At 26.9% G+C, this 14769-nt stretch carries 14 protein-coding genes; 9 read left to right on the top strand and 5 right to left on the bottom strand.

Features of this window, described 5'->3' with window-relative positions; all coding sequences use genetic code 4:
- Positions 1-13 precede the first annotated feature (13 nt).
- A complete protein-coding gene (locus AC0B4T_RS02780; protein ID WP_465102648.1) occupies positions 14-1195 on the bottom strand; it encodes an IS3 family transposase in 1182 nt (393 codons plus the stop codon).
- A gap of 68 nt (positions 1196-1263) precedes the next feature.
- A complete protein-coding gene (locus tag AC0B4T_RS02775; RefSeq protein ID WP_465103041.1) occupies positions 1264-2211 on the bottom strand; it encodes a nucleotidyltransferase in 948 nt (315 codons plus the stop codon).
- 137 nt (positions 2212-2348) lie between these two features.
- On the opposite strand from AC0B4T_RS02775, the gene rpmF reads away from it, so the two are divergent.
- From rpmF to AC0B4T_RS02740, 7 genes are all read left to right on the top strand, one after another.
- A complete protein-coding gene (gene rpmF / locus AC0B4T_RS02770) occupies positions 2349-2555 on the top strand; it encodes a 50S ribosomal protein L32 (protein WP_465101414.1) in 207 nt (68 codons plus the stop codon).
- 94 nt (positions 2556-2649) lie between these two features.
- Positions 2650-3240 (top strand): Holliday junction branch migration protein RuvA, encoded by a 591-nt coding sequence (gene ruvA, locus AC0B4T_RS02765; RefSeq protein WP_465102245.1) that lies wholly within the window; start codon positions 2650-2652, stop codon positions 3238-3240.
- The gene (ruvB, locus tag AC0B4T_RS02760; protein ID WP_465103040.1) at positions 3218-4174 is read left to right on the top strand and encodes a Holliday junction branch migration DNA helicase RuvB; all 957 of its coding nucleotides are present in this window, start codon (positions 3218-3220) and stop codon (positions 4172-4174) included. Before ruvA ends, ruvB begins: the two co-directional genes overlap by 23 nt.
- 149 nt (positions 4175-4323) lie before the next feature.
- Positions 4324-6879 carry a protein translocase subunit SecDF gene (gene secDF, locus AC0B4T_RS02755; protein WP_465103039.1) on the top strand — a complete coding sequence of 852 codons (2556 nt, stop codon included), beginning with the start codon at positions 4324-4326 and terminating at the stop codon, positions 6877-6879.
- Between the two features lie 87 nt (positions 6880-6966).
- Entirely contained in the window at positions 6967-7983 is a 1017-nt protein-coding gene (locus AC0B4T_RS02750) for an asparagine synthetase A (RefSeq protein ID WP_465103038.1), read from the top strand.
- A complete protein-coding gene (locus AC0B4T_RS02745; protein ID WP_465103037.1) occupies positions 7983-9617 on the top strand; it encodes a zinc-binding metallopeptidase family protein in 1635 nt (544 codons plus the stop codon). The genes AC0B4T_RS02750 and AC0B4T_RS02745 overlap by 1 nt, the downstream gene beginning before the upstream one ends.
- Positions 9598-10848: an MFS transporter gene (locus tag AC0B4T_RS02740; RefSeq protein ID WP_465103036.1), complete on the top strand. Its 1251-nt coding sequence runs from the start codon at positions 9598-9600 to the stop codon at positions 10846-10848. Before AC0B4T_RS02745 ends, AC0B4T_RS02740 begins: the two co-directional genes overlap by 20 nt.
- 38 nt (positions 10849-10886) lie before the next feature.
- Here AC0B4T_RS02740 and AC0B4T_RS02735 read toward each other — a convergent pair whose 3' ends face one another.
- From AC0B4T_RS02735 to mutM, 3 genes are read right to left on the bottom strand one after another with little or no spacing between them, the layout of a single operon-like run.
- Positions 10887-11231 (bottom strand): Smr/MutS family protein, encoded by a 345-nt coding sequence (locus AC0B4T_RS02735; RefSeq protein ID WP_465102253.1) that lies wholly within the window; start codon positions 11229-11231, stop codon positions 10887-10889.
- Positions 11216-11785: a cysteine hydrolase family protein gene (locus tag AC0B4T_RS02730; protein WP_465103035.1), complete on the bottom strand. Its 570-nt coding sequence runs from the start codon at positions 11783-11785 to the stop codon at positions 11216-11218. Before AC0B4T_RS02730 ends, AC0B4T_RS02735 begins: the two co-directional genes overlap by 16 nt.
- Positions 11766-12608, bottom strand: coding sequence for a bifunctional DNA-formamidopyrimidine glycosylase/DNA-(apurinic or apyrimidinic site) lyase (mutM, locus tag AC0B4T_RS02725; protein ID WP_465103034.1), 843 nt, complete (start codon positions 12606-12608; stop codon positions 11766-11768). The genes AC0B4T_RS02730 and mutM overlap by 20 nt, the downstream gene beginning before the upstream one ends.
- A gap of 154 nt (positions 12609-12762) precedes the next feature.
- Between mutM and deoD the strand changes: the two genes are divergently transcribed.
- Positions 12763-13467 (top strand): purine-nucleoside phosphorylase, encoded by a 705-nt coding sequence (deoD, locus tag AC0B4T_RS02720; RefSeq protein ID WP_465101425.1) that lies wholly within the window; start codon positions 12763-12765, stop codon positions 13465-13467.
- Between the two features lie 4 nt (positions 13468-13471).
- Complete coding sequence (locus AC0B4T_RS02715) at positions 13472-14767, top strand: thymidine phosphorylase (protein WP_465103033.1); 1296 nt, start codon at positions 13472-13474, stop codon at positions 14765-14767.
- The last annotated feature ends 2 nt before the right edge of the window (positions 14768-14769 follow it).

The raw sequence follows: 14769 nt of genomic DNA, 5'->3' as shown, positions 1-14769 counted from the left end.
ACATTTTAGTTATTTATAATTCCATAGCAAATTGCTGTGGAGTTTTTCAGTTTAAGTTTGATTGAATTCGGTCATTGTTGTACCAAATTACATATTCTTGTATCATATCATTAAGTTCATTAAATGTTATTTTTGAGTAATCTAAATCATTTAATAATTCAGTTTTAATGATTCCAAACCAATATTCAATTTCTCGATTATCAAGAGAATTTCCCACTCTTGATAACGAAATAATCCCACCAAGATTTTTAACTTCTTTAATATATTGATGATGTGTATATTGAAAGCCATGATCTGAGTGAATGATAAAATTTTTGGATTTGTATTGCTTTAATGAATTTAAATTGTCTAAAACTAGTTCTAGATTATTACTTTTTGATAATTTAAAACCAATAATTTGTTTAGTTTTATGAGACAAAATTGCAGACAAATAAACGTGTGATTCTAACACATCTTTTGGCGCTTTTATATATGAAACATCAGTTGCATAAATATTTCGATTGTTTTGATCATTATAATCACGATTTACGAAGTTATCAATCTGAGTAGATAGGTTTTTAATTTCTTTTCGTTTTGATTTTTGTCTAAGCTTACATTTTAGGCCTAAAAGGTTCATATATCTCCCTAATGAACGTTCGTTTATATCTATTTTGTATTTTTTAGATATGTAAACACTTAGTTTTAACCTTCCATATCTTGACTTTGTTTCTGCGAACGATTTTTCGATTACATCACTATATTTAGGGAGTTTTTGTGCAATTTTAATATTTTGAGTTTTTGAAATTGTTTGTCTAGAAATGCCAAAAACTTCTGCAAGCTTAACATAACTTATACTAAAACTTTTAGATTCAATAACTTTCTTACTTTTAGGTAATTCGTTGGTAATTTCATAATATCTTTTAGCTATTTGCAACAAATCATCACGATCAAAAATATCTCAATTTGGTTCTCTTTTCGTCTTAGGTTTGCCGCATCCTTTTTTACGGCTTTCACCTTTCTTTGTCTGCAATAAGTCTTCCATACCTAAATTATAATGCTTAATTATTTTATTAATTCTAACTTTTACACTATTTCTTTGTAAGTTTTTTGTTTCTGGTGATATTTGGTAAATAGCTTGGAAAGCACCTGGGAAACCTGATTTTTGATATTCTTCATATATTTTTGCAAATTCTTCTTTCTTTAAATGTCTTGACATAATTTATCCTTTCAAAAAATTCTTCGTTGGTACCAACGAATGGTTACAGAAAAGCTAACATTTACATGTTAACTTTTCTGTCCGGCTTTACTCTTTGAATTTTTTTTAGTTTTTAAATAAATTGAGAGATATGTTCTTTTGATTCTGCTTCTTGTGTATCTTTTGCTAATGCATGCTTCAATAAATTCCTCATACGTTTTATGGTATATATTTTTTTTAAATAAATTTTCGATTCCTTCATCGACCATTTTATATGATCGTAAAGTTTTTAAACTACTTTTGTTAATTATTTTTTGAAACTTCAGGTAAGTTTCGTTGATTTGTTTAAATTTTTTAATATCCATTGGTGTGTATTTACTAATATCCTGGTTATGTAAAACCATTTTACGTATATGAGTTGCAGAGGCAAAATTATCTTGGGTTTGGTCAGAATGAAATCCTATTGTTCGTTTAATACAAAGTGGCCTTATATTAAAATTATTTTCTACAATCGTTTTAACATACTCAATTCCCAAAATGTCATTTGGAGTATTTAATGAGTAATTTGCTAAATCTTGCATTGCTAAAGATGAAGATTTTGGGAAGCTATTACCACAAGTTTTTAAATATTTTTTTAAAAGTGCATTATATTCTGTTTTTTTATATTTTAAAATATAAGCGACTTTTAAAAATTGTGTTATATCAGCTGTTTCCGAGCCAAAAACTAAATAATTAATTTTATGTTTATTTAGTTTCTTGACAGCTTCACTAGCAAATATATGTGCAGCTTGGTTTGAAATATTATTTTTAAGTTTTATAAATTTGTTAACACCGTATTTTTTGGCAATTTTTTTGCGTACTTTTCAAGATACGCATATGTATTCAGCCCGCTGTGAAAATTTATAACTCATAGCGACATAAATTTTTGAATTAGGGAATTTTTGTTTAATTCATTTTAATTGAAAAATATGGCCATTATGAAAAGGGTTATACTCAGCTACAATTCCAACTTTTACTGGTTTTGTTTTGTTATTCATATTGTTTTATTATAAATTAATAACTAATTTTTTTGTTAATTTTTCCATTTTTAAATTTTGATTTTTATATTATAATAGTAATGCTATTTGATAACATAGTTAGAAAATAAATTTATATTAATTGCAAGGAGGAAAATATGGCTATAGTACCAAAACGCAAGACATCAAAACAACGTAAACACAAAAGACAAACACATAGTGCTTTAGAAACACCTAATTTAATTAAATGTTCAAATTGCACAAAATTAATTGAACAACATACTTTATGTCAACATTGTGGTTTTTACAAAGGTAAAAAACATCCTGCTTATCTTGCATTAAATGATCGTATTAAAAATAGTTAAATTTAATAAATAAATAGACAGCACAAAATTTGCCTGTCTTTTTTTATTTTTTGTTCACTTAATCATTTTTTATATCATCTTTTTGGAGGAAAAAATGATTTTATACAAAATTGGAGAAATTGTTTTCAAAAACAAATCAAGTATTATATTCGAAAATAAAGGTGATGGATATATGGTGAATGTTGCAAATATCCAACGTTTTGAGGTTGGTACAAAGTGCAAAATTTATTTATATGAGCACAATACCGAGTTTTACAAAAATATTTATGGATTTAAAGATTTTAAAGAAAGATTATTATTCACTGATTTAATTTCAGTTGAAAAGGTCGGCCCAAAAATTGCCATGATGATTTTAGATAAGGGTTGAGAAGTAGTTGCTCAATATATAGCAACGGATAATTGAGCAGAATTATCTAAAATTAACTTTGTTTCAGAAAAAACAGCTAAGTATATTTGTGTTGAATTAAAAGCCAAATGATCTAAATTAGTTGATTTAAGCGAGGACAAACGTGCTGAAGTTAATAATTTAACTGACTTAACAAATACACTTAGCTCATTAGGATTTAAGCGTAATCAAATTGAATATGCTATAGCTAATATTACTGAAAAAATTGATCTTGATAAAATGGTGGAAGAAAGCATAAGCATAATAACCACAAACAGTGATTCACAACTTAGAACTTAGGCCTTCTACATTTGATGGTTTTATTGGCCAAAAAAATTTAGTTAAAACATTAAAAACAGTCATAAATAGTTCTAAAATTCAACAAAAAACTCTCCCGCATATTTTGTTTTATGGCAGCCCAGGTATGGGAAAAACAACATTAGTATCAATAATAGCAAATGAAATTGGTGCTAAAATCCATTATATTCAAGGGGCAAACATTGAAAAAAAGAGTGATTTAATAAATGTTTTATCAGTTATAAATGAAGGTGATATTGTTTTTATTGATGAAATCCACAGTATTAATAAAACAGTTGTTGAGTTTTTATATAATGCAATGGAGGATTTTGTCTTTGATTTAATAATTGGAGTAGATGGTAATTCGCGCTCGATGCGAATGAAGATTAAAAAATTTACCCTAATAGGAGCAACTACCCGTATTAATGATTTGCAACAACCACTTAAAGACCGCTTTGGATATATAGGGCGGTTAGTGAATTACGAACAAGATGAAATTTGCAAAATTTTAAATAATTCTGCTATGAAAATTAATGTTAATATTTCAAGTGATTGTGTTAAAAAAATAGCAGAATATTCGCGAAAAACTCCACGTATTGCTAACCACTTATTACAAAGAGTAAATGACTTTGCAATATCCTTAAATAATGGTTTAATAGATTTGTCAGTTATTAAAAAAACATTTAAATCCCTTGATTTATATCGTTATGGTTTAACAAAGGATCATGTTGAATATTTAGAACTATTAAAAGAAAATTTTTATGAAAAATATGTTTCACTTCTGACTTTATCAAGTTTAATAAAATTTAATAAAGAAAATATTGTAAGTGATATTGAACCAATTTTATTATTCTATAATTTAATTGAAAAAAACTCTCGCGGTAGACGAATTACAAGCGAAGGCATTGATTATTTATACCATAGTAAACGCAATTAAAGATTTTCAAACTCAAAAATTATAGAATTTTATCCCAGACAAACATTAGAATGCAATCTTTATCTGGGATTTTTTTCTTAAATTTAGCTACCAAAAAATATCACTAATAATAGCATATAAAAACCAGGTTTTATGGTATAGTATAATATATGAAATTTTTAAATAAAATATTTAAATTAACATCATGAAAAAGGCTTTTAATTAGTGCTTTGCTTTTAATAGCAGGTCTACTTTCAATTATCTTTGGTAGTCTTTTTTATTTTAACTCCAACGTTAATAAAACCTATGAGTATAATCCAGGAACTCAAATAGTTGTTAAGATAAAAAGTGACAAACCCGATTCTATTGATAATTTAAAGATTTCAAAGTCTATTAATGACCGTTTAGTTGATAGTTTTGGTTATAGCGGAATTAAGGTAGAGCCTTATTCTAGTGATAAAATATCAATTTCTAAAAGTGGTAAACTTTCACAACTGGAGTTAAGTAATTTTATTAACAAAGTTATACAAAAACCTTCAATTATCGCAACGTCAACTGATATGAAGCCATTATTTTATTTAGGTAAGTTTAATAATTCCCAAGCACTTGATTATAAAAACGTTTATGATTATAATATTCCGTTTAAACCTGGAAGTGCTGAATATGTTGAACAAAATGGAAACAACAGTGTTAAAATAGCCTTAAATGGAAATACTGGTGAAACAGAATATTCTAAAGCCACTGAATCACTAGTTGGCAAAGAAATTTTGATTTGACTTAACATTCAAAACCTATATGAAAAAGCAGTTAATGAATATCAAAGTGATTGACAAAGTGCAAATCAAAATTTATATAATTTTATTCATGTTAACAACTCAGTTAAATCAAAAAAAACTGATTCAAATGAAGAGACTAACAATACACTTAAAGAAAGTGAATTAAATGTTTCAAAAGAATATTTAATTCATAATGCACAAGTGTATTATGTTCATAATGGTGAACATCTTTATTTATCAAATAAAGCAACTTTATCTAATTCTGAGTCTAAATCGTTAGTTGAAAAAATTAATTTTGCTTTAGGCGATTATAGCTTAGAACTTTTTTCAACACATAATTCTCAAGATCATTCAGGTTCACAAAATACTTATTTATATGCCATAATTGGATCATTAGTTGCTTTCGCAATTTTAGCTTTTATTCAAATTATTAATTATGGACTATTAGGTGTAATTGCTGCTATTTCAAGTGCTTTATATGCAGCCCTTACTTTAGCAATGTTTACAGTGGTTAGAGGAGAGTATTCTCCTGCAAGTTTAAGTGCCTTTTTACTAGGTATGCTAATTTTATTTGAATCTTCATCTGGCTGGTTTGAAAAATTCAAAGATAGGCATCTAGGAGGAGATTCTATCAAGAAAGCTATTATTAATACTGCACGATTTAATTCATTAAGAATTATTGACAGCAATGTAATAATTTTTGTGTCCAGTTTAATTATCTTCTTTTTAGGAACCAACGAAATTAAGCAGTTTAGTTCGTTTACAGTTTTTGGTACAATAATATCACTTATAATCTCATTGATTTTTTTAAAGTTTATTATTATTTCGATCAGTACTTCTGATTACTTTATTGAAAAAATTAGATTATTTGGTATTACAAAATTAAGCCACAAAGCATATATTTTTAAAAATAAAATAAGTGTAAATTATTTTAAACACTTCAAATTCATCTTAATTTTATTTACTGCCTTAATTTTAATTTCAACCATTATTTTTGGTGCACTATCTGGAACTCGTGGTGGTGCTTTAAATGGGTTTAATATTTCAAATAGTTTTAATGGATATTACACAATTAATATCACTTCACTTGATAAATCTAAATATTTCTTTGATTCAGAATTAGCTAATAATTTTATCAATTATATTAATGATTCGGCAGTTTTAAATAAATCATTAATTACCCAATCATCAATATATTCAATTACTGGTCTTGATGGACTAACCGGTGTATCAATACAACTATCTCATCAAGATCAAAATATTTTAAAACAAATACAAGAACTAGCAAATTCATATAGTAATAATTTATTAAGTGTCAATAGTGTTAATATAACAAATATTTCATCACTTAACGCCTTGCAATGAGTTGTTATTGGTATTGTTATTTCATCTGCAGTTATCTTACTTTATGTTGCATTTAGACTTGGTTTAGTCTTTAGCATTGTTTGAGTTCTGTCAAGTGTTTTTGATTTCTTAATTATTTTTGGACTACTAATATTAACTAGAATTCAGATCAATAACTATAGTTTAATCATCTTTTTAATCATCTTTATTTGATCTAATAATGAAAAGATGCATATTTTTACTGACTTAAAGGAAAATATAAAATTAAAATATCATAAACAAGTGCTAATAACACCAGAAATTTTAAATGTTGCTAATTATACAATTACACAAAACCTCAAACGTTTTATAGTTTCGTTCCTTGGGATTTTAGTATTAGGTATTGGTTTAATATTTATCGGTACAAGTACCAATAATTTACCTACTATTTTAATCTTTATTTCATTACCGTTAATTCTTGTTTTCTCTTCTTATTTATCTGTTTATGTTTGAGTGAAAATATTCAGTTATAGTGAAGGAATCAAACAAAAACGAATTAATACAGGTTATTGAAAAGTTAATAAACTTGAAGAACAAACTTTTAATGGAATTAATGATTATTTATAATTTAAACTTAGTTTATAACACTCTTATTTATAAGGGTGTTATTTTTGTACAAATAGAAAATAAAAAATTTGGTATAATAATCTTGTTATGGATAAAACAAGAAATAGATTTATAGAATATCAAGATAATTTTTTAGACTTAATAAAATCTAATTCTACATATAATCTAATTAAGCTTACTTCTGAAATAATTGCATTTACATTTGAATGAATGAAACGCAATCATATTGAGATTGTTAGCCTTCCAGTGAATACTCAAAGCATATCAAGTCCTATGGGGTTAGGCAGTGATTCATTACCATATAAAGTTTTTTCATCTTCAAAACCAAATTACTCTTTTTATCTTGCAGATAGTATGCAATTTTATTTAGAATTGTTATTAAGAACTAAGGGGATTGAAAGAGTTGGTTATATCTCTCCGTCTTTTAGAGGTGAAGATGTTAATCAAAGACACCTACATCAGTTTTACCATTTTGAAATTGAAATTATAGGAAACAAAAATCAAGCAAAAGAATTAGTTATTAACTATTTAAAGAAGCTTATAACAAGATTAGTTAATAAAAAACCCGGGTTACTTAATTCTTATAATGCAAGCAATGTTTCCAGATTGAAAAAATGGATAAAACAAGAAGTTTATGACCTTGACTTTTCAGATGCGGCAAGCATTTTAGAAAATGAGCATAACATAGGGATAGACAATAAAAATGGATTTATTAATATAAATAGTCATGGTGAAAAATATTTAATACAGAAATTTTCGGACAAAATTTTGTGATTAAATAATTTTGCTTGAATAAACACCCCTTTTTACCAAAAAAGATTTGGTGAATATTCTTTAAACTCAGATCTTTTAATTGGTATTGGTGAAACTGTGGGACTCGGCCAAAGATGTTTTGACTATGATGAAACTATTGCCTCTATTAATGATCACCAAAATAAACCTAATGAATATAACTGGTATCTCCAAATGAAAAAAGAAGAACCCTTACAAACTTCAGGTTTTGGAATTGGTATTGAAAGATTAATTTTATTTATAACTGGATTAGAGGATATACGTGATGTACAAGTAATTCCGAGACTTACGGATCTGGAGGTCTTACCATAATGATAATTAAAATATTAAATAAACTAAACAGTCATATAAACCAATTTAACAAAGAAACTAATTCTAACCTTAAAATAATATTAAAAGGTAGCGCTGTTTTTTGATTAGAACAGCAAGCAAAAGATAATATGCCCGCTGATTTGGATGTTGTTTTATGATCAACTAGTTATGAAACAAAACTTGCATTCTTAAAATTTATACAAACTTACGAAAAAATAGAAGTTGCAAAAAATGATGGTAATTTATTTATTTTTAATTTAGATTCTTTAACAATAGAAATAATTTTGCTAGAACAACTTAATCTAAAATTTACAACTAGTTCACAATGGGATGGTATTTTACTTTTAAAAGGTAAATGGTTATTTACGCAGAAGTTACTTGCTCTACCATATATAATGAGTGATTATTTTCCACATGATAGGGATAAAAAAATCCGCCGCACAATTGAACAATTAACAAATTGAAAAATTTTGGTAAATACTAGTGAATTATTTAATAGTGAAACAATAGACTTTTTGAAGCATTGTCTTTGAAATAGTTTTTTTATTTTTTACAAATATAACTATACAGAAATGTTAATTTTTGATTATGGTAAGAAAGACTTTTATAAAAAGTTAACTAAAGACAATGATATAGTTGACATTATTGTAAAATTTTATGAATTTTTCGCTAAAGATCAAAAGATTCAACTAATTGTAAAAATTGGTGAAAGAATCTTACAAAATAAAGAGTTTATTACTAACTTTTTATTAAATAATTATAATATTCCCTCATTGCCTGGCTCTGAAATAAATTTCTTAAGTAAAGTTTTTGAAATACAAAAGAACAACTTCAAAGGGTTTTATTTAAAAGAAAATAACAAAAAAGAAAAAAAATTATTTATAAGTCATAGTGATGAAGCTGGAGGTTTGTTAGTTGGGAATAATGTTTACAACTTAGGTACATGCAATTGAATTTCAGGAGATTATGATTTATATAATCTTGATGGGGAATATATTAAACGAGTAAACGGAACTGCAATAACTCGCGAAGTATATTCAAAAGAATATCAATCAAAGATCGCAAGAAAACAATTAGAAATTGATTATGTGAATTATGATAATAAAATTTTACAAGTGATTTCAAGTCAAAAACCTGAGTTTAATGATTCTTATTTTATCACTAGAAACCATGACAATCGCATTAATACCCTTGCATTAAGAATGATAGAAAAAACAAGGATTGCAAATCTTAATTATCTAATAACAACACGCGAGGAAGTTCAGTTACAAAGTTCAAAACTAAAAGAAGTTAAAGATATTATAGGTTCAAAGGATTATATTTATAATTTAGAAGTATCTAAATATCAAAATTGGGATAATGAAAATTTATTAATCCGTGTTGCTAATTTTTATACGGGTATTAATCCAAAAATGTTAGAACATATTTCCGAAATTTTTAATGATTATGCTCTACCTTTTCAATATTATTTTGGTGCTGGATCTACAGACCAAACAGAGTTTCAATTTGAAAATTCAATAACAATTGTTATACCAGCTAATGAAATTCATTCATATTCATCTAAAATTTTCCATAAAAATATATTTTATATGCTATTTGCGATAGGTATTTTAAATGAAGAGTTTTCTAAATAACCTTTATAAATATACTGGTTCTTTAGCAATTTCCTTAATTGGATCCGAAGCATTTAAATTTGCTTCGTCATTATATATATACCGTATTACTGGAGATTTTTGGCTAGTATCAATTTTATATTTACTTATTCAACTGCCAACAATTATTGTTTATATTTTTAGTTCTAAAATAGTTTATTTTTTTAAAAGATTATCTGGTAAATCTATTTTATTTATTTGCGACGTCATAAGCGTTTTATTTTTAGTATCTTTAATTGCCATGTTTTTTGCAATCAAAGATAGTTATACATTTTCAATTTTATTAATTATAGTATCTGCTATATTAGGTTTTGTACATTCTTTTAGATTTATTTATATAAAAAATATAGTTTACTATATAGCAAGGAATGAAAAACAAATGTGAAAGATGAATATTGGATCATCATTTGCAACTTCAGTTGGTTTTATGGCTTCACCAATTTTATCTTTTTTTATTTATCAAAATCTTAGTTTTTATTATTTGATTATTTTTAACTGTATTACGTATTTATTATCTGGATTCTTATACTTATGACTTCAGACAAACACTGAGAAATCAGTATTTACAACAACAAAGCTAAATAAAGCTAACCATACGACTATAATAGAACCAAAGCCATACAAAAAGTGGATTTATGTGCTTTCTGCCTCGACCATAATTGGTATTTTTACATATCCACGGGGGAGTGGCTTGCCGCAATATTTTAAGTTAATGTCAGATTTTTCAATAGATATTTGAAGTTTTTATATAAATATTATTTTTTCAGCTAGTGCATTGCTATCATCTATTATTCAGTTTTGGCTTAAGAAAATTAAGGCAATTAAAATATCTTGAGTTTTATCAATCATATCTTTAGCTGGATTTGTATGATTACTAGGTTTAATATTTATCAAAGATCAATTTACAAATCTAATTTTATTTATAATCTTTAGTTCAATACAACAATTCTTATTCTCGCTATTTTTAAGTCAATACTATAGTTTAACTTATGAATTATTTGATGCCAAAACCTTTCATAAACAAAATGGTATTTCATTAAGTTTTAGAATTATATTAAGTTCGTTGCTTATTATTTTATTAACCTACTTAGCTACAATTTGAGTTACATATACATTTATTGCATATTTTGTTGTAATCTTAGTTTCAACAATACTAATTTGAATTTATCAACCAAAAATTAAAAAAGTGGATACTAGACTACAAAAAGATTAAATTTATATAAAACATTTAGCGTTTTCACGCTAAATGTTTTATGTTAGTTTCTTTGTTTTCAAATCATCAAATAACTGATTTACTTCATTTTGTGAAATATTTCAATTCGATTCATAAGAATTATTACTATAAATATCGTTTGTATATTGGACTCATAATGAATATGATCCATCATTAAGTGCCTGATACTTAAGTTTTAAATTACTATTATGATTATGTTTTTTCACAAAGTTTTCAAAGGTTGTTTTTAATATACCACTACCTTTGCCTGTTATTATAGTTAAGTCAGAAATTATTCCTTCTTCAAGGTCAAAGATATGGTTTTGTAAAACAATTAAAGCATCTTGAGACTCTAGTCCATGCAAATCTATTGTTTGCGTCATACTTTGATAATAATACCAGCTTTTTGCATGATGCTAAGTGCCATACTGTGAAATAAATCAGCATCATGTTCAAGCGATTCATAAGTTTGAACACAATTTCGATAAATAACAACTTGTTTATCTTGTTTTGATTTATTTAGTCATGTTTTTAAATTTAATGCAAATTGCATCACACAAATATCGGTGCATGCACCTGTTATGATAAATTCATCATAGTTATTTAGAATATTTTTATCTAATTCTCAAAAACCATTTGTTGTGTTTTTGTAAAGTACATTAGATTCATCATCTAAAATAAATTCTTGTAATTCATCAATGATTTGAGCCTCGCTACTACCAGCAATACAATGCTCAGGATAGGTTTTCATTTCTAAATCATGTTCACTATGTGCATCGCAAACAAACATGACATCATTTTCTTTATTACTAGATAAAAGATCGACCATATCAGGCACAATTGCAGCAATACGTTTATCACTTAAATCACCAAAACGTACAAAACCATTTAGCATATCGATAACAAAGAATAATTTTTTATTTTTGACAGTTTTCACAATAACTTGTCCCCCTTCCATTTTCCTTAAAATCAAGTTTTACTTTTTTAATTAAGTGTGCTTTACATCTTAAACATTCTAAACCTGCTCTACCATAAACCTTCAATTCATTTTGAAATTTACCATTAATACCATTTACTGAGCTATAATCTTTTACACTGCTTCCCCCATATAATATACTTTTATCCATAATATCTTGCGCATTTTTTAATATTTCACATAATTTTGGATAAGAAATATCTTTTGCTTTTGTCATTGGATAAATTTGTGATTCAAACAAGGCTTCATCAGCATAAATATTACCAATTCCGAGCACTAAAGATTGATCTAAGAGAATTTTTTTAATACTAATATTACGGTTCTTAATCTTTTGATATAAATCATTAGCATCTACATCTCCAGGTAATTTTGCTAATTTTTTAATTTGGTAAATTGAATCTATGTTGTTTGATTCAATTATTTCAAAAGAACCAAACATACGTGTGTCATTATAAACCATTACTTTCTGATTATCTAAAAAGAAATAAATACAATCATGTTTATAATTATATAAGTACGGATCATTAATATCACGTATATAATATTTTCCGGCCATTCTTAAGTGTGAAATTAATCTTGAATTATCACTAAAATTAAAAACTAAGTATTTGCCAAAGTTTTCAATATCATTTATTAATTTATTTTTGCAAAAATTAATAAATGAATTTGGATCAGTATTTTTAATTATTTTTTCAATTTTAACTTCTGTTTTAAGAATTGTTTTTCCTTTGACGTGGTCATTTAATGATCTTTGTACAATTGTTACTTCTGGATATTCTGGCATTAACTTATTATAATATATTTTTATAAATTACACTAAGCTTTTGCCATGTTTTTGGAATAACGAAATTGTGGTAAAATAGTATTACGATTATATGTTTTATCACATAATAATCAATTTTTAAAATTTAATAAATAATAATATTTTTGGAGGAATTATGACACCACATATAAGTGCAAAAAAGGGAGAAATTGCTAAAACAGTAATTATGCCTGGGGACCCACTCAGAGCTAAAAATATTGCTGAAACATTTTTAGACCCTGGATATAAACTTGTTAACTCAGTACGTAACATGTTTATGTATACTGGAACATACAAAGGAAAGCAAATTACCATTGCAGGTAGCGGAATGGGATGTCCATCAATTGGAATTTATTCATATGAATTATTTAATTTTTATGATGTAGATCGTATTATTAGAATTGGATCTGCTGGTTCATATATTGAAGAATTAGGACTGTATGAAGTTGTACTGGCAACTGAAGCTTATGCTGATTCAGATTCATTTAGAAAACTTGCTTTAGGTAAGGATGGAAATATTGCATACCCTGCGGAAGCTTTAAATAAAGAAATTGAATCAATAGCTAGTGATTTAGGTCACAAACTTACTAAGGGTCGTGTACACTCTTCTGATGTGTTTTACTCTGTAGTACCGTTAGAAGAAAGAATTAAAGAAACACAAGCTGTTTGTGTTGAAATGGAATCATATGCATTATTTACAAATGCTGAAAAAGCTGGTAAAGAAGCAGCATGTTTATTAACAATTAGTGATAATTTAATTACTAAAGAAGAAACTAGTTCACAAGAGCGTCAAACTGCTTTTGTTAAAATGGTGGAGATTGCTTTAAACTTAGCAAAATAAACTTATGCGTATAGTTGATATTATTGACAAAAAGAAACGCAACCAAGAATTATCCGAAACTGAAATTGAATTTTTAATTAATTCATATGTAGCAGGAAATACACCAGATTACCAAATGAGTGCATTTTTAATGGCTGTTGTCTTCAATTCGATGACATCACGTGAAATTGCCTGAATGACTAAATATATGATGAATTCAGGTGAAATTATTGATTTATCCGAGATACCTGGCATTAAAGTTGATAAACACTCAACTGGTGGGATTGGAGACAAAACCACACTGGCGATTGCTCCAATTATCGCTGCATGCGGAGGATATGTAGCCAAAATGAGTGGTAGAGGACTAGCTCAAACTGGCGGAACGATCGACAAATTAGAATCAATTCCAGGTTTTAATACAGAAGTAAGCCAAAATGATTTTATCAAACAAGTGAAAGATCATAAAATTGCGGTAATTGGACAAAGTGCTAAATTAGTACCTGCTGATAAAAAATTATATGCACTTCGTGATGTGACTGCTACAGTTGATTCAATTCCATTAATTGCGTCATCTATTATGTCTAAAAAGCTTGCCACAGGATCTAATGCTATTTTATTAGATGTTAAATGTGGTAATGGAGCTTTTATGAAAGATGAAGCAAGCGCAAAAGAACTAGCACAAACTATGATTAACATCGGAAAAGAATTAAACGTTGATGTACGAGCCGAAATTACTAATATGAATCGCCCATTAGGTCGTGAAATTGGTAATAAAAACGAAGTATTAGAAGCAATTTGAACGTTGCAAGGAAATGGACCAGAAGACTTTAATGAACTTATTTATTCTTCTTGTTCAACTATTTTATTGCAAGCTAAACTTGCAACAAGTTCTGAGCACGCAAAGCAAATGGTGCAAGAAGTTATTCAAAATGGAATGGCACTTAAAAAATTCTATGAATTTGTTAAATTACAAGGCGGAAATTTGGATAAATTACTCGCCCCAGATTTTTGAAATCCTAAATATAAATTAGAGATTAAAGCAAAACAAGAAGGTTATCTCGAAATTTTTGATAGCTTAGCTTTTGGGCTTGTTTCTATGAAATTAGGAGCAGGGCGCCAAACTAAAGAAGATTCTTTAGATTTTGAAGCTGGGATTACGTTAAATAAGAAGACCAACGAGTATGTTAAGGTTGGGGAAACATTATTTAGTTTATTTTCATCAAACCCAATTGATGAAAAATTAGCAGTTGAATTAGAAAATGCTTATAAATTTAATATGACTAAAATAGATAACAAAGTAATTCTTGATAAATTACAATAAAA

The organism is Mycoplasma sp. 10961, from assembly GCF_055523525.1.
This window is presented reverse-complemented; position numbering and strand designations above follow the sequence as displayed.